Genomic DNA, 14,097 nt, shown 5'->3' with positions numbered 1-14,097 from the left:
TTATTCCTCTAAAGAGCCGTTGAAGACTACGACGTTGATAGGTTGGATGTGGAAGTGCGGTGACGCATGAAGCTGACCAATACTAATTGCTCGTGAGGCTTGACTATACAACACCCAAACAGTTGTTGTACGAACTGCGTAAGCAGTGAGCAGAGATTGATTCATTAAAGACCAAACGGTCTTGAAATACTTGATTCAGAATACGCTAGAACATAAAATGCAACTCAAATAATCTGTTAATGTACTCTATTTGGTTGAAAGCTAAGGCATCTAAATAAGACCTCAGTAAGTATCCATAACAGTTGTGCTGGCGACAATAGCAAGAGTGAACCACCTGATCCCTTCCCGAACTCAGAAGTGAAACCTCTTAGCGCTGATGGTAGTGTGGGGTTACCCATGTGAGAGTAAGTCATCGCCAGCTCATTATTCAAAATCCCCCTAACTCTTATGAGATAGGGGGATTTTTTTATGCACTAAAATAGATAAAAAATCAAAAGATGAAAACCAAAGCCTTATTTCACCTAGGAATCAGGAACACAGCTGCCTTCTTGCATGTTTCAAAGCCGTTCTTAAACCTTCTTCGAGTGTAGGGTGATAAAAAGGTTTTTCTAAAATTTGGTGGATTGTTATATCTTCATCAAGGATCCAAGCGAGTAAATGGGCCAAATGTTCTGCTTCAGGACAGAATAGTTCAGCACCTAATAGTTTATGTGTATGAACATCAATATAAACTTCAGCCGCGCCTTGATTTTTAGCAGCCACAATCGCCCGACCTTGTTTTTCATATGAAACGAAACCCGTTACAAATTCTTTATTTAGATCTTTAAGTTGTTTATAACTTTTACCTATTGTAGCCATTTGTGGTGATGAAAAAAGGATACCAAGCGGACAGAGTGTTTTAATTGGCTTAATAATCGGATAGTTGAGACAATTATTTACAGACTGTTTTCCTTCATGTGCTGCCTCATGTTGAATAGGTGTGCTTGTATGTGCATCACCTACAACAAAAATTGGATATTCCCCTAATTGCTTGCTGATAGGATCGATGGGTAGCTTTTTTAAGTCATTAAATGATTCATCGATATTTTCTAAATTTAATGAATCAAGTAAGGTACTACGCCCCGTTGCAGCCAAAACATAATCTACATTCAGTTTTTGTTGTTTATTTGAGTCTGTAAAATTTAAGTGAACCTGATCATTTTGAACTTCATAAGATTCGGGTAATACTTCGAATTTAATATCTAATTCATTGCTGAGTACTTCTTGTGCCAAATTTTGAAGTGTTGGACTTGTTAATGAGCCAATTCTACGGCTTCGTGCAAAAATAGTAGTCTTTACACCGCAACGATGTAAGGCTTGTGCTAGTTCTAATGCGATTACACCACTGCCAATCACAGCAATAGATTCGGGTAGCTGATTAAGTTCAAAAATTTGATCAGAGGTAAGTAGTTTGGAACCTAGAATATGTTTTTGAGTAGTGTCAATAGTGGGAGTTGTTCCCACAGCAAGAATAAATGATTTTGCTTGAAGTTTTTGACCATTTACAATAATGGTATTGGCGTTCAGAAACTCTGCGCGACCGGAGATTTTATGTTCATTTGGCCAGCTTTCAACATCTTTTAATGTGGCTCTGGTAAATCGATCACGTAATGTTTGTACATGCTGCATGACATGCTCTGTATTAATTGTTGCTTTTACATCGAGACCTAGAGCGCTCACATGTGAAATATCATGGATTCTATTTGCTGTAGAGATAAGAATTTTACTCGGCATACATCCTACGCGAGCACAGGTTGTGTCCCAAGGCCCATCATTTATTATGAGAATATTTTGTGTTTTTTTTATCGCTTCTTTATAAGCTGATATACCTGCAGTTCCAGCGCCAATAATGATGATGTCGTACATATAGACTCCTTATTTATAGAGAATTTACCACAACAAACATTTATCTTCCTTTTATTTACATAAAGCTATAACTATGGTTACATAGCAGCCAATAAATATTTATAACAACTCTATATACATTGAGGGTTCTAGGGGAAATTCATGCTAAATAAACAAACGTCATTGAAGCTTTCTGCGATTGCATTATCTATTTTACTTGCAAGTTGTGGTGGAGGCGGCAGCGATGGCTATTTTAACCAAGGCGATACTGTAAATAACGGAAATGGAAATAATAGTAACAATGGTGGTGATACTACTACTCCGCCTGTAGAAGAAACAAAAGATTTGTATGCAAACTTTAAAGCATCAAAAACTGCTATGTTGTTATCAGGTGATACGCTTGTTTTAACTGTACAAGTTCTAGATTCTGAAACAGGTGGTGCTGCTGAAAATGAACCTGTTACATTACAATTAGTGAATGCTAAAGATTTAGGAGTATCTATCGATGGTAGTGCAGATCAAACAACGGATGCAAATGGATATGTCATTTACACGCTTAAACTGGGTGCTTCTACAAATACATCACTATTAACAAAAGGTATTCCTATTAATTTATTAAATGCTGAAAAGAAAAAAATATCTGATACATATGTCAGTGTAGTTGAAAGCGAAGCTGAAAAACCATTATATGATTTAGCTATTCAAACGAATAAGAATTTACTTTCTGTAAAAGGTGATACGGCAACGATTACAGTTAAAGCTTTGGATACCAATGGTGGTTCTTTGGCTGGTAAATCAGTAACACTCAGTGTATTAGATTATGCAAATAATCGTGTTTCAATTGATGGTTCTTCAACACTAATTACCGATAATCTTGGTAATGCAGTATTTACTGTACGTTTGCCTTTAGCGACTGGGCAATTGGCTACATCTTTAATTAATAGTGGTATTAATTTTGAAGCGATAATTGTAGACCCGAATAACAATAAAGTGGTTAAGCCAATTAAACTGGATGTCATTGCCGGTGATACGTTAGTTCCTGTAGGTAATATTACTTTTGGTAATGCTGGTGTACTAAGTACTAATTCAGAAAAAACTTTCTATACTGAGGATATTTCTGCACAAGTTGTTGATATTGACGGTAAGCCTTTATCAAATCAAAAAGTGACGATGTCTATTAATATTATCTCTGGTGCAATTGGTCGTTACGTTCAAAATTCTGAGCTTGAAAAAATAAGATCTACAGATCTTTTAAGTATAGATGTTAATAAAATTAAGCCCTTAAATGCTAAAGTTAATCAACTCAATATTGATATTCAATCTTTAGAAGGTGATTTGAGCTTAATTGATGATAGCGATCTGAATGCAAAAGAGAACAAAGCAAAATTACAAGCAGAAATTAATGCAAAAAAAATAGATTTGACAAAAGCACAAAATGATATCGTTGAACTTGAATCTAATAAATCTTTAATTGCACGCTATGAAATTGAACCAAGAACGTACTTGCTATGTTCGGCAGTGACAAATCCGACTACTTCATCGCTTGCAACAAGTTTAGTAAATAGGGATAAAGTTGATGATTCTGCGATAAATGAATTTAGTTATACAACGACTGCTACAGGTTCATTTGATTTTAAAGTTAACTACTTACGTCGTTATGCAGGTTGGCAAACCGTCCAAATTAAAGCTTCTACAACAGTAAGTGGAAAAACAGTTGAATCAACGATGCTTTACCCATTGAATCCGTTAAAAGCTGATTTAGAATCAACGGCATCGCAACCATTTGATTCAAGTCCATATGGTGTAGGTAGTTGTAGCTACCAAAAACCGTGGGCTAATTTACTAAATTAAAAAAACAGCGCTTCGGCGCTGTTTTTTTTATTAGAGGGACTGCAAAATTAAAGTGCAGTCCCGACACTTACACCAACAGTTGGACGTACATTCATAGAATTACATCCAGTTAGCAGCAATGTTGAAAATAAAACTGCAAACATCAATTTAGTCATTGAGCAAACCTTGAGCCTTAGCTTGATTGAAAAGTGATGTCGAACGTGATCCGCTTCGACAAATCATCAAAATGGGTTTAGGAAGCTCATTATAGTATTTGGCAAATTCCTTCACGTCTGTTTGAGAAATTTTACCGCTTTGGACAGGTTGATACACAACACTCACGTGAGACTTTTCAGCAATGCCTCGTAACTGTAAAACAGTCACTTCATTGCCCGCCTCACTATCTGGTCGATTCACAATTACAGATTTAAATTTTTGTTGTTTGATTAAACTTGAAAATTTATCTGTAGTCATTTGACCCGATACGCTGACTTTTTCATTGAGCGCTTGGCTATCTTGAGCAAAGGAAGCTGTTGCGCAACTCAAGCAAAGTACCAATAATGCACGCTGAATGAATGCATTAATCATCCAAAAGATCCATCTGTTTAGCTAGTTGGTAAAGGTTATTTGAACGATTACCTGTACGGCAGAACATCAGCACTGGTTTTGGCAGTTCATTGAAATGGTTGGCAAATGTGCGTACATCCAGTTCAGTGATTTGACCTGCAACAACAGGTTGATGTACATAGTCTAAACCCGCTGTACGTGCAGCTTCTTCAATTTGAGCACTCGCTGGTTGATCAGGGCCACCTTCCATATCTGGGCGATTATTAATAATTGATTTAAAGCCTTTTTCAACGACTTGCTCTACATGTTCAGGACCAATTTGACCTGCAAAACCGACATTTTCGCTCATTGAGTCACTCCATAATTTGATTCATAGATATATGCTTTATGATAGCATTAAGCTCATTGTAGAGCTGAAAGTTCTTAAAATTTATAAGCGATTACAACCATAAAATAACGCAACGGAGCACGTATGCACGCCTATACAGTAGAACCACTGTATGTCAAAAGCGGCCAAGAAGTGATTGCCGCAGATTTTTATCGTCCGAAAGATGTAGAAAAACCAGCTGTCATTTTAATGGCGCATGGCTTAGCTGCTTTACGCCAATTTAAATTGATTCAATATGCTCAGCGTTTTGCGAAAGCCGGTTATGCAGTTGTACTTTTTGACTATCGTTACTGGGGAGGGAGTACCGGACGTCCGCGTGAATTGGTCAACATTAAGGCGCAGTTAGAAGACTGGCAGACCATGATTAGTCATTTGCAGCAACGTAAATCGATTGATGCTCGACGCATGGTGCTATGGGGAACTTCTTTAAGTGGTGGTTACGTCTTGTCATTGGCAGCTCAGTTAAACAATATTAAAGCCATAATGGTTCAAGTTCCGTTTGTTGATGGAGCGGAAAGCGCCAAACTTTATCCCTTACAACAATTACCAAAAGCTTTAAAATTATCGAGCCAAGATTACATGGGCTCTAAAGTTGGGATGACGCCGACGACTTTGCCTGTGGTCGATCCAACCCGCTTATGCTTTTTACAATCGCCTGATAGTTATGAGGGTTATTTATCTATAGTTAATCCAGATTATTATTGGAGCGGTGAAATTCCTGCACGTGCATTATTTAAATTAATTCGATTCAGACCGATTCAGGATGTTCGGAAAATAAATGTGCCAGTACTCTTCATTGCTGCAAAAGCAGATAGCTTGATTCCAATTGAATCTAGTCGTGAAGCTGCGACCAATATTGCACCATTTGTGCAATATCATGAGTGGGATATGAAGCATTTTGAAATTTATCATGGGCAATGGTTTGAAAAAGCCATCACAACCCAATTAGAATTTTTACATCAACATGTTGGAGTGAGCTAAATGATCGTTGTGTGTTCTGAATGTGGTGCAAAAAATCGTGTACCTGAAGAAAAACTAGAAATTGGTCCTGCATGTGGTCAATGCCATCAAGGGCTTATTCCACTTGCACCAATTGAATTGAATGAACAGAATTTTAGTAATTTCATTAGCAATAGTGATTTGCCTGTATTGATTGACCTGTGGGCGGAGTGGTGTGGTCCATGTAAAATGATGGCTCCGCATTTTGCGCAAGTGGCAAAGTCAAATGCTGGCGTGGTTTTTGCTAAAATTGATACCGAAGCAAATCCACGTTTAAGCAGCGCTTTTAATGTGCGAAGCATTCCAACATTAGTTTTAATGAATAAAACCAACGAAATTGCTAGAATAAGCGGAGCAATGCGTGCAGGTGAGTTACAGCAGTGGCTCGACCAGCAATTAAATTAAACTCAATAAACGTCAGCGCCAGGAGCTAAAGTGTCAGAAACTCATGTAAAACCTGAAGGAACGCTTTCCCTACAAACCATCGCGATGCCAGCAGATACCAACTGGAGCGGGGATGTATTTGGTGGTTGGATTGTGTCACAAATGGACTTGGCCGGTGCTATTCACGCAGAACGTTTCAGTCAGGGGCGTTGTGCAACGATTTCGATCAATCAAATGACCTTCTTAGTCCCTGTGAAAGTGGGTGACGTGATTAGTGTCTATACCAAAATTTTGAAAGTGGGGAATACTTCAATTCAAATGCAAATTGAAGTTTGGGATAGCCATGACAGTTCACGTAATCCAATCCGTGTGACAGAAGGTGTATTTACCTTTGTCGCAGTGGATGTAAAAGGTTCTAAACGTCAAATTCCCGCCGACGCAAAAGCAAAGTTTTCTGCTGATCAAGCATAATAAGCAGTTAATCATGCTAAAAAGCCACAATCATTGTGGCTTTTTTTGTGCGTGTATCATTTCTAATTTATAAGCTTAAAACATGGTGTTTTGATTAGCACTTTGTTCTGGAATACTCTGTTGCACATCCCAATGTTCGACAATTTTTCCATCTTCAACTCGGAAAATGTCGATGATGGCTTCACCTCGATCTTGTTTATTCTGAGTGGAGTGTACGTGTAAAAATACCAGATCACCCTCAGCAACAGCGCGTTTAATAACATTGCTGGCTTGAGGATTTTCTTTAAAATATTGGGTGAAATAATTGACAAATGGTGCTTTGCCATCAGGAACATGCGGATTGTGTTGAATATATTGGTGCCCAATATACCGATCAGAATATTCTTGGACTTGATGTTTTAAGAACACACCTTCATAAAAATCGATGACAATTTTTTTATTTTCAGCAGCACGCTCCGCTTGTTTTGCATTCGAGATTTTGGATGTAGCTGTTGATTCTGTTTGTTGTGGTGCTTGGCAAGCGGTCAAAATAAACGGCAAAGCCATCGCCATAGCAATCATGATTTTTTTCATAAGGTGCTCATATTTGCATGAAAGTCACATCATATTGAGCTGATTGAGACAGATTAAATGGTGAAGATCCGTCTCAACTTATGAGCATTATGGTAAAATTTATACTTACTTAAAAGTAAGTTTTATTTACATTTATTTATTTTTCAGAGTGGCTTTTGATACCCACGCCCATAACATTTCACACTGGATCGGTGCTTCACCCGATTCATCGGTGACTTGAACTTGAACCAAAGTTTCACCTTTGTCGGAAGTACGCATCTGTTCTTGTTGTTCTGCCGTTAAAGTTGCAATTGCGAGCATGGCGCCTTTACTTGGTCGTTTGAAATCAACTTTTAGGGTTTTGACTAGCACAATAGCACTATCAGGAACATTCATCGCTGTGACAAAGCCTGTTGCTGTCTCTGCAATGAGTGCCATTGCACATGCATGAAGCTGTCCGATATGGTTTTGCATTGCCTTGTGATTGGCAATGCTCACCTCAACACGCTCAGAGCTAACATGTTGATATCGAATTTTAGCAGTACCTACCATCGGCACGACGCGACCAAATGCTTGGCTCAGTAAACGACTTTGAATCCCTTTCGGTAATTTTGACGTTGCATTTACCAGTTTGTGAAGTTTATTTGGTCGTGTCATGAGAATCCTTTGGGGGCAATTCTGCCTTAATCTTTAAAGTTATTGAATTGTAGCGGTACACCAAATTGTTGTTCTTTTAAGAACGCCATAATTTGCTGTAGGGTATCGCGTTTTTTATCTGTTACACGAATTTTGTCGCCTTGAATTGAAGATTGCGCCTTAATGCCGCTTTCTTTAATGGCTTTATTAATTTTTTTTGCGGTATCAGAGTCAAGTCCATCTTTAAGCTTGATGACTTGAACTACATTTTTGCCAGAAGCAGTCATTTTTTGTGGATCTAAAGCTTGAATATCCACCTTACGTTTAAAGAAATGGTTTTCTAACATGCTATAAACTTGTTCACATTGGAAATCACTTTCAGTCGAAATTTTAATTTCCTTATTTTTTTCATTTAGTTCAATAGAGACATCCTGACCACGGAAGTCAAAACGTGTTGCAATTTCTTTTTGCGTGTTTTGAACTGCATGATTTACTTCAAAAACTTCTAATTCAGAAACAATATCGAAAGAAGGCATAGATTAGACCTTTACAAAGGGAAAGAATATCTGAGATGCTAGGGATGTTTTCTTCATTTGCCAAGTGTTGTTTACATCAAAAGGAGTGCGCAATGATCCGTAAACAAGAAATTACAACATTTGAGTTCCCAGAAGACTCGATTATCTGGGATGTTCGTGATGCCGGTGCTTATGCTGAGGCGCATGTGAAAGGTGCTGTGAACCAGCCAATCACAGCTTTGTCTTCGGAAGCATTGACTCAAGTGTCAACGGATCAACCCATTTACATTTTATGTGGTGGCGGAAGTAAAGCTCCACGTGCAGCTGAATTATTAGAGGGTTTTGACAGCTCACGTGAATACGTGGTCTTAATGGGCGGCACACGTGCAGCTCGTGATGCAGGGTTGCCTTTAGTTCAAGGGCAATAAGACCTGATCAAAAAAAGCGCCGGAAGGCGCTTTTTTTATGCTTATTCTTTGAAAAGTTACTCAGCTTGAGACTGTGATTGAGTTTGAAAATAAGGCTTCTTGGGTTTTAATTTTGCTTTTGCACGTCGAACGAAACGCGCAGCATGTATTTTATCGAGCAAGGTTGTTGGTATTGGACAAGCTTGCTTCAATACCTGCGCAGCAATGACTTCAGCGCATAGCGGTGCATATAGAAAACCTTTTGAGCCTAAGCCACTACAGCTGTAAATTTCTGTATCTTCATGCACAGCACCGATAACAGGAAAGAAGTCTTTTGTTTGTGCACGAAGGGCGGCACGACCTTGCCATTCAGTGATTGGTGGCAGTGTTTTTGCAAAGTCAGGAAATACACTGTGGATAAGTTCATAGTTATGCACATGGTCTTCAGTTAAGACCTCAGTATCTTCACGACCTGGGTAAAAAGATGCACCCATAATCATTTGATGATCATCAAGCTGCATGCAATAGCCGCCATAGCTATAGGCTTGATCCATTGCTAATTTTTGTGCTGGATTATATAACCAACTCACTTGGCCTCGAATGGCACGTAACTCAGGATAATCGCTTTGCAAATGCATACTTTCACGTGCAGCACAAATTACCACATGATCGGCATGGAGGTGTTGGTCATTTGAATCAATCAGTTCTACTTGACTATGCTGTTGCTCAATTTGAGTAATATCAGCACAGACCAGCTGAATATTGGGGTGTTGTAAAATCTCAACTTTGAGTTCGTGTGGTCGAACAGCACCAGCTTGCTTTAGATTTAAGCTTGGATATATAGATTTGACAGACTGATTTTTAAGATCAGCAGCTTCAATGATGTGTTCAGGATACTCTTTTGCCAAGTTTAGCTGTTCATCTGTATTCTTTAAGATGGATTGATGAATATGCAAAGGGCGAAATGCAGAAAACTGCGGATAATGCTGTAAAGCATATAACCAGCTCAGAGTCATTAAATGCGCGGAAGTCTGTTCAATCGGACTGAGTTTTGGATTGAGTAAAGCAAGTGGATTACCAGACCCCCCACAGAGTGGCTCAGATTTCTCGTAAATACGCACGATGTGTCCACGTTGGGCAAATGCCCAAGCGCAGCTTAACCCTGCGATTCCTGCGCCAATAATCGCGATTTGGCGTTGTTTAAAACTGCTTAAAGCAGTTGTGCTGGGTACTGCTGACTCAAGAGGAGTTTTTTCTTGCGTATTGATTGTTTCAGGTGCTAACCAAAATGCTTTGAGCATTTCTCGTTTGTGCTTATAACCCCGAGGGCGTGTCACGCGAATTCCATGTTGACGCAAGCCACGTTTGAGTACACCTGCAACGCTAAACGAGGCAAAGGTTGTGCCGATGTCAGAAAGACGCACGATATGATTGAGAACTTTTTCTTCCCACATGTCAGGGTTACAGGCTGGGGTAAAGCCATCAAGGAACCATGCATTGACTGTGGTGGTTTTTGCCATGACAGAAAAAACGTCATGTACATCGCCAAGCCATAAATCTATGGAAAAACGTTCTTCTGGAAAATCTAGACGGTGACAGCCTGCAATCGGTTCAGGATATTTTGCAATCAGTTTTTCTGCCAAGGCTTTTAATTCTGGCCATGCATTTAAGGCACGAACTAAATCAGCCTTTGTAAGTGGAAATTTTTCCACAGAAATCGCATGTAAATGGCTGTGATTATCAGGGCGAACCTGCTGCCAAAGTTGCCAAAGTGCAAGGATGTTAAGACCTGTGCCAAAACCTGTTTCACCGACACAGAAATACTCATAATCTGTGATTTCAGCCAAACGGCTCTCAAGATCATTTCCGTTTAAATAGACATGACGCGTTTCATTTAAGCCATTGTCTCTTGAGAAATAAACATCACCAAACTGTTTGGATGCAGGAATATCTACACCATCAATCATGTGCCAATCGAGATCGGCAGTTTGAATTGCACTCGACAAAACTAAAGCAACCTTAAATTTTGTTTAGAAAGAAAAATAGGGAGGTGTACTACCACTGGCGACGACGTTTGGTATAGACATAGCTGGCCAATAAAAAGCCAAGTAATACGCCTACACCTAGCGTACTTGCACCATACAAAAACATTTGTGCACTGCGTTCACTTTGGAGGACTTGAACTTGAACACCCAAACTATCATTTTTTAATTGCAGCTCTTGGTTCTGTGCTAAAGCTTCCAAATTGGCTTTTTCCAATTGCTGTAGACGTACAGATTGGTCTTTCACCATTGCCTTGACTTTCGCATCTTGTAAGGCTTTATTTTTTGCTAACTGTTCAATGGTCAGTGGATTGGCTTCCTGAGGTTGACCGTTGGCTTTAATGCTTGCCGAAACAGGCAAAATCCCTGGTTTGTTGGCAGGAATTGTTTGTGGAACGGGTGGTGGTGTTGCAGTCGTTGCTTGAGCAGCAGGGGCTACAGCGGGAGCAGGAGCTGTTTCGACAGCCCATGCAGTTGAACAAATTAAAGATAAGCCCAGTAAACTAGAAACAACGACGTGCATGAACCTTATCCTTTAGGAAATGCTTTGTTAAATGGTTTTACGTCAATATGACCGTAAACACCTTCTTTTAAAAATGGCTCATCAGCTAACCAAGCATCCAATGCTTCACGGTTATCAAAATCAACAATAATCGTACTACCATAAAAGCCCGCTTGTGGATTGGTTGGGTCTTTTGGCATCGCTCCAGCAACAACTAAACGACCTTCGTCATCTAATTTTTGTAGACGTTCTAAATGTTGAGGACGAACTGCAAGGCGCTTTTCCACTGTACCTTCATTATCTGTACAGCTTACGACGAATAATGGCATGACTTTTCCTGATTTTTGACCGAATGGATTATTCAGAGGTCTTAAAGTATTTACGCAATACAATAAACTGAATAATGATAAAGGAAAACATCACGATCATGTCACCAAATGCAGTGAATTCACCCCAATATTTTCCATCGGCAAATAAATAAGCAAAGAAGGTGTGTAAACAAGACATCACCACAAACATTGCGGCCCATGCATAGTTCAGTTTTTTCCAACCTGCAACTGTTAAATTTAACACGGGGCCAAATAAACGTTCGATAAGCGGTTTTTTATCTTTGCTAAAGAACGGTGAAAGAAGGAATGCACCTGCAAAGACCAAATTCAGTAAGACTGCTTTCAGGCGAATATAAAAATCATCACTGAGAATTAGTGTAATGCCACCAAAAATAACCGTCATAAACAACACAATCCATTGTTGTTTATCTAAACGGAATTTTTGCATGACAAACAATGCGCCATATACCACTAACATGGAAAGCATGAGACCGGTGGTGGCTACAAGGATATTATTATTGTCCACGCCGCCTGCAGAACCAACTAATTGCAATAACGGGTGCTGTGTATCTTTTGGATCTACAGTTTTATATAAATAAAAGAAAATAATGAGTGGCACAAAGTCTAAAAGTGCTTTCATGTTAGAGTATCTAAATCTGATCAAATAAATGACATAGTATAGAGATGCAAGGCGTAGATTTACATACACACAGTAATATTTCTGATGGTACTTTGTCACCTGCAGAATTGGTGCGTGCGGCCAGCCAAATTGGCATACATACCCTTGCGCTTACAGATCACGATACGATGGACGGCTTAATTTTAGCTGAACAGACGGCAACCGAATGTCAGATACAAATTATTTCAGGTGTAGAAATCTCCAGCCAATGGTCACGACCTGCAACTAAAAAAAGTTATGGCGTGCATATCGTGGCCTTGAATATGCAAAATCCTGAGCCGCTACAAGACCTGTTGACACAGCAAAAGTTAATACGTGCAGAACGCGCGCGACAAATCTGTGATTTGTTGATTCCGCTAATTGGTCAGGATATTTATCAAGATGTGATTGCCAAAGTGGATAATGAGCCTGACCGAGTGACACGAACCCACATTGCCAAAACATTGGTTGAAAAAGGCTGTGTGTCACGTCCACAACAGGCCTTTGATAAATATATTAAAGAAGGCAAAAAAGCCTATGTAAAATTTGAAGGTCCAAGTCTTGCCGATACCATTGCCGTGATTCATCAAAGTGGTGGGTATGCGGTACTTGCTCATCCAACGCGTTATGATTTATCTGCAACCAATATTCGCTATTTGATTGAAATTTTTGCTCTAGCAGGTGGTGATGCCGTTGAGTTGCCACCGGCGATTGAGCCGCTATCTACTCGCCAAATGGTTGACCGAATGATTGCTGAGCACCAACTCAAAGTTTCGGTGGGCAGTGATTTTCATGGCGACAATATGCCATGGATTAAATTAGGCAATATTCCTCGTGTCAAAGAAGGCCAAGTTGGGATTTGGGAAAGTTTTGTTTAAATATTTCTTTCATCTCCTTGCGGAATATATTCCTTATAGGAGTGAGACGATGTTCTCTCTCCTATAAGGAGAGGGCTAGGGAGAGATAATAAATTAAAGTAAGTTATGGTCTTTGGCTTGAATGGGGGGCGGCGTTGGTTTACCAAGCGTTCCTAACAATTCAATTTCAATGGTGCGGACCATCGAGTCGAGAGGTAAGTCATTGCTTTGCGTTCCGAAAGGCTCTTCAATTTCAGAACTTAACGCATCTAAACCTAAGAATGTATAAGCAAGAATACCGACCAAGAGCGGTGTTGCCAAACCGAGAGTTGAACCTAAACTAAACGGCAGCACAAAACAGAAAAAGTACACGGTACGATTCAGTAAAACAGAATAGGCAAAAGGTAAAGGCGTCGTCGCAATACGATCGCAGCCAGTTTGCACTGTACTCAGTTCCATCACGTGTTGATTCATTTGTGCATAAATGATGTCAGAAATTTCACCTTCTTTCAGCGCTTGCATCAACTCCCATTGAATCAAACTTAAAGTGTATTGTGGAGCATTGGCTTGTTGGTATAACTGGGTAATGGCATTGGCGCTCATCCCACTGGTTTCGACCAATTCAGTAGGATTCGCTGTTTGATGACGTAGTCGATCGCGTAGGACGTTGGCAAAGACGATGACGTGCTGAATCACACGTTCACGACGACCTTGACTGAGTAAACGACAGTCGCGGTCAAAATGGCGTGCATTGGCAATCAAAATACCCCATAAACGGCGAGCTTCCCACCAGCGGTCATAACACGCAGAGTTTTTGAACCCTAGAAAAATCGAAAGTACAACGCCAATTAAGGTAAAGCCCACCAGTGGAAATTCTGGAAAATGAAAGATGTCGACATAAGATAGTCCACCAATCACGGCAGATAAGAGCATCACCACACCGAGCGGTGGTAAAACCTTGGGTAAAATCGTTCCACGCCAAGAAAATAGCACCTTAAAAATACTGGGTTGGTCACGAACGATCATGTTGGAATAATAAATTTATATTTAAAAAAATTATGATGATCTTCATGGTT

At 39.7% G+C, this 14,097-nt stretch carries 17 protein-coding genes and 2 rRNA genes; 8 read left to right on the top strand and 11 right to left on the bottom strand.

Annotated features, from left to right (window positions below):
- Together A9J31_RS15225 and rrf are read left to right on the top strand one after the other, a co-directional pair.
- Nucleotides 1-107 (top strand): 23S ribosomal RNA (locus A9J31_RS15225); the annotation flags it as partial.
- A 199-nt stretch (nucleotides 108-306) separates the two neighbouring features.
- Nucleotides 307-421: ribosomal RNA gene (rrf, locus tag A9J31_RS15220) — 5S ribosomal RNA — on the top strand.
- 107 nt (nucleotides 422-528) lie between these two features.
- Here rrf and A9J31_RS15215 read toward each other — a convergent pair.
- Nucleotides 529-1,905 carry a dihydrolipoyl dehydrogenase gene (locus tag A9J31_RS15215; protein ID WP_067767974.1) on the bottom strand — a complete coding sequence of 459 codons (1,377 nt, stop codon included), beginning with the start codon at nucleotides 1,903-1,905 and terminating at the stop codon, nucleotides 529-531.
- A 141-nt stretch (nucleotides 1,906-2,046) separates the two neighbouring features.
- Between A9J31_RS15215 and A9J31_RS15210 the strand changes: the two genes are divergently transcribed.
- On the top strand, nucleotides 2,047-3,735 hold the full coding sequence (locus A9J31_RS15210) for a hypothetical protein (RefSeq protein ID WP_067767971.1): 1,689 nt from the start codon (nucleotides 2,047-2,049) through the stop codon (nucleotides 3,733-3,735).
- Nucleotides 3,736-3,882: 147 nt separating this feature from the next.
- Here the strand turns inward: A9J31_RS15210 and A9J31_RS15205 are convergent, their stop codons facing one another.
- On the bottom strand, nucleotides 3,883-4,302 hold the full coding sequence (locus A9J31_RS15205; RefSeq protein WP_067767967.1) for a protein tyrosine phosphatase family protein: 420 nt from the start codon (nucleotides 4,300-4,302) through the stop codon (nucleotides 3,883-3,885).
- The gene (locus A9J31_RS15200; protein ID WP_067767963.1) at nucleotides 4,295-4,630 is read right to left on the bottom strand and encodes a protein tyrosine phosphatase family protein; all 336 of its coding nucleotides are present in this window, start codon (nucleotides 4,628-4,630) and stop codon (nucleotides 4,295-4,297) included. The genes A9J31_RS15205 and A9J31_RS15200 overlap by 8 nt, the downstream gene beginning before the upstream one ends.
- 123 nt (nucleotides 4,631-4,753) lie before the next feature.
- Between A9J31_RS15200 and A9J31_RS15195 the strand changes: the two genes are divergently transcribed.
- From A9J31_RS15195 to A9J31_RS15185, 3 genes are read left to right on the top strand one after another with little or no spacing between them, the layout of a single operon-like run.
- Nucleotides 4,754-5,650: an alpha/beta hydrolase gene (locus A9J31_RS15195; RefSeq protein ID WP_067767960.1), complete on the top strand. Its 897-nt coding sequence runs from the start codon at nucleotides 4,754-4,756 to the stop codon at nucleotides 5,648-5,650.
- Nucleotides 5,651-6,073 (top strand): thioredoxin TrxC, encoded by a 423-nt coding sequence (trxC, locus tag A9J31_RS15190; RefSeq protein WP_067767957.1) that lies wholly within the window; start codon nucleotides 5,651-5,653, stop codon nucleotides 6,071-6,073. It begins immediately after the preceding gene.
- A 30-nt stretch (nucleotides 6,074-6,103) separates the two neighbouring features.
- Complete coding sequence (locus tag A9J31_RS15185; protein ID WP_067767954.1) at nucleotides 6,104-6,523, top strand: acyl-CoA thioesterase; 420 nt, start codon at nucleotides 6,104-6,106, stop codon at nucleotides 6,521-6,523.
- Between the two features lie 75 nt (nucleotides 6,524-6,598).
- Here A9J31_RS15185 and A9J31_RS15180 read toward each other — a convergent pair whose 3' ends face one another.
- The 3 genes from A9J31_RS15180 to A9J31_RS15170 form a co-directional block, all read right to left on the bottom strand.
- Nucleotides 6,599-7,096 carry an ester cyclase gene (locus A9J31_RS15180; protein ID WP_067767951.1) on the bottom strand — a complete coding sequence of 166 codons (498 nt, stop codon included), beginning with the start codon at nucleotides 7,094-7,096 and terminating at the stop codon, nucleotides 6,599-6,601.
- Between the two features lie 132 nt (nucleotides 7,097-7,228).
- Nucleotides 7,229-7,732, bottom strand: coding sequence for a DUF4442 domain-containing protein (locus tag A9J31_RS15175; RefSeq protein ID WP_067767948.1), 504 nt, complete (start codon nucleotides 7,730-7,732; stop codon nucleotides 7,229-7,231).
- A gap of 26 nt (nucleotides 7,733-7,758) precedes the next feature.
- A complete protein-coding gene (locus tag A9J31_RS15170) occupies nucleotides 7,759-8,247 on the bottom strand; it encodes a YajQ family cyclic di-GMP-binding protein (protein WP_067767945.1) in 489 nt (162 codons plus the stop codon).
- A gap of 92 nt (nucleotides 8,248-8,339) precedes the next feature.
- Here A9J31_RS15170 and A9J31_RS15165 point away from each other — a divergent pair, with 92 nt between their 5' ends.
- Entirely contained in the window at nucleotides 8,340-8,654 is a 315-nt protein-coding gene (locus A9J31_RS15165; RefSeq protein WP_067767942.1) for a rhodanese-like domain-containing protein, read from the top strand.
- Between the two features lie 56 nt (nucleotides 8,655-8,710).
- Here the strand turns inward: A9J31_RS15165 and mnmC are convergent, their stop codons facing one another.
- Genes mnmC through A9J31_RS15145 form a run of 4 tightly spaced genes read right to left on the bottom strand, consistent with a single transcriptional unit; the run spans nucleotide 8,711 to nucleotide 12,146 of the window.
- Entirely contained in the window at nucleotides 8,711-10,639 is a 1,929-nt protein-coding gene (gene mnmC / locus A9J31_RS15160) for a bifunctional tRNA (5-methylaminomethyl-2-thiouridine)(34)-methyltransferase MnmC2/FAD-dependent 5-carboxymethylaminomethyl-2-thiouridine(34) oxidoreductase MnmC1 (RefSeq protein ID WP_067767939.1), read from the bottom strand.
- Between the two features lie 49 nt (nucleotides 10,640-10,688).
- Nucleotides 10,689-11,198 (bottom strand): SH3 domain-containing protein, encoded by a 510-nt coding sequence (locus A9J31_RS15155; protein ID WP_067767936.1) that lies wholly within the window; start codon nucleotides 11,196-11,198, stop codon nucleotides 10,689-10,691.
- Nucleotides 11,199-11,203: 5 nt separating this feature from the next.
- Nucleotides 11,204-11,506: a YciI family protein gene (locus A9J31_RS15150; protein WP_067767933.1), complete on the bottom strand. Its 303-nt coding sequence runs from the start codon at nucleotides 11,504-11,506 to the stop codon at nucleotides 11,204-11,206.
- Nucleotides 11,507-11,534: 28 nt separating this feature from the next.
- Nucleotides 11,535-12,146, bottom strand: a complete 612-nt coding sequence (locus tag A9J31_RS15145; protein WP_067767930.1) for a septation protein IspZ — start codon at nucleotides 12,144-12,146, stop codon at nucleotides 11,535-11,537.
- Nucleotides 12,147-12,190: 44 nt separating this feature from the next.
- On the opposite strand from A9J31_RS15145, the gene A9J31_RS15140 reads away from it, so the two are divergent.
- Nucleotides 12,191-13,042: a PHP domain-containing protein gene (locus A9J31_RS15140; RefSeq protein WP_067767927.1), complete on the top strand. Its 852-nt coding sequence runs from the start codon at nucleotides 12,191-12,193 to the stop codon at nucleotides 13,040-13,042.
- A gap of 93 nt (nucleotides 13,043-13,135) precedes the next feature.
- On the opposite strand, the gene A9J31_RS15135 is transcribed toward A9J31_RS15140, so the two are convergent.
- Nucleotides 13,136-14,047, bottom strand: a complete 912-nt coding sequence (locus tag A9J31_RS15135; RefSeq protein WP_067767924.1) for a bestrophin family protein — start codon at nucleotides 14,045-14,047, stop codon at nucleotides 13,136-13,138.
- Between the last annotated feature and the right edge of the window lie 50 nt (nucleotides 14,048-14,097).

The sequence above is a fragment of the Acinetobacter gandensis genome (assembly GCF_001678755.1).
Lineage (GTDB): Bacteria > Pseudomonadota > Gammaproteobacteria > Pseudomonadales > Moraxellaceae > Acinetobacter > Acinetobacter gandensis.
Note: the sequence above shows the minus strand (reverse complement) of the source record. Positions and strands in the feature narration are given on the sequence as shown.

What these genes read in the sequence shown, in the direction of transcription:
- A9J31_RS15180 (WP_067767951.1), bottom strand. Translation starts at nt 7,096, where the DNA reads ATGAAAAAAATCATGATTGCTATGGCGATGGCTTTGCCGTTTATTTTG.
- A9J31_RS15210 (WP_067767971.1), top strand. Translation starts at nt 2,047, where the DNA reads ATGCTAAATAAACAAACGTCATTGAAGCTTTCTGCGATTGCATTATCT.
- A9J31_RS15205 (WP_067767967.1), bottom strand. Translation starts at nt 4,302, where the DNA reads ATGATTAATGCATTCATTCAGCGTGCATTATTGGTACTTTGCTTGAGT.
- A9J31_RS15195 (WP_067767960.1), top strand. Translation starts at nt 4,754, where the DNA reads ATGCACGCCTATACAGTAGAACCACTGTATGTCAAAAGCGGCCAAGAA.
- A9J31_RS15135 (WP_067767924.1), bottom strand. Translation starts at nt 14,047, where the DNA reads ATGATCGTTCGTGACCAACCCAGTATTTTTAAGGTGCTATTTTCTTGG.
- A9J31_RS15175 (WP_067767948.1), bottom strand. Translation starts at nt 7,732, where the DNA reads ATGACACGACCAAATAAACTTCACAAACTGGTAAATGCAACGTCAAAA.
- A9J31_RS15140 (WP_067767927.1), top strand. Translation starts at nt 12,191, where the DNA reads ATGCAAGGCGTAGATTTACATACACACAGTAATATTTCTGATGGTACT.
- A9J31_RS15170 (WP_067767945.1), bottom strand. Translation starts at nt 8,247, where the DNA reads ATGCCTTCTTTCGATATTGTTTCTGAATTAGAAGTTTTTGAAGTAAAT.
- A9J31_RS15145 (WP_067767930.1), bottom strand. Translation starts at nt 12,146, where the DNA reads ATGAAAGCACTTTTAGACTTTGTGCCACTCATTATTTTCTTTTATTTA.
- trxC (WP_067767957.1), top strand. Translation starts at nt 5,651, where the DNA reads ATGATCGTTGTGTGTTCTGAATGTGGTGCAAAAAATCGTGTACCTGAA.
- A9J31_RS15215 (WP_067767974.1), bottom strand. Translation starts at nt 1,905, where the DNA reads ATGTACGACATCATCATTATTGGCGCTGGAACTGCAGGTATATCAGCT.
- A9J31_RS15200 (WP_067767963.1), bottom strand. Translation starts at nt 4,630, where the DNA reads ATGAGCGAAAATGTCGGTTTTGCAGGTCAAATTGGTCCTGAACATGTA.
- A9J31_RS15155 (WP_067767936.1), bottom strand. Translation starts at nt 11,198, where the DNA reads ATGCACGTCGTTGTTTCTAGTTTACTGGGCTTATCTTTAATTTGTTCA.
- A9J31_RS15165 (WP_067767942.1), top strand. Translation starts at nt 8,340, where the DNA reads ATGATCCGTAAACAAGAAATTACAACATTTGAGTTCCCAGAAGACTCG.
- A9J31_RS15150 (WP_067767933.1), bottom strand. Translation starts at nt 11,506, where the DNA reads ATGCCATTATTCGTCGTAAGCTGTACAGATAATGAAGGTACAGTGGAA.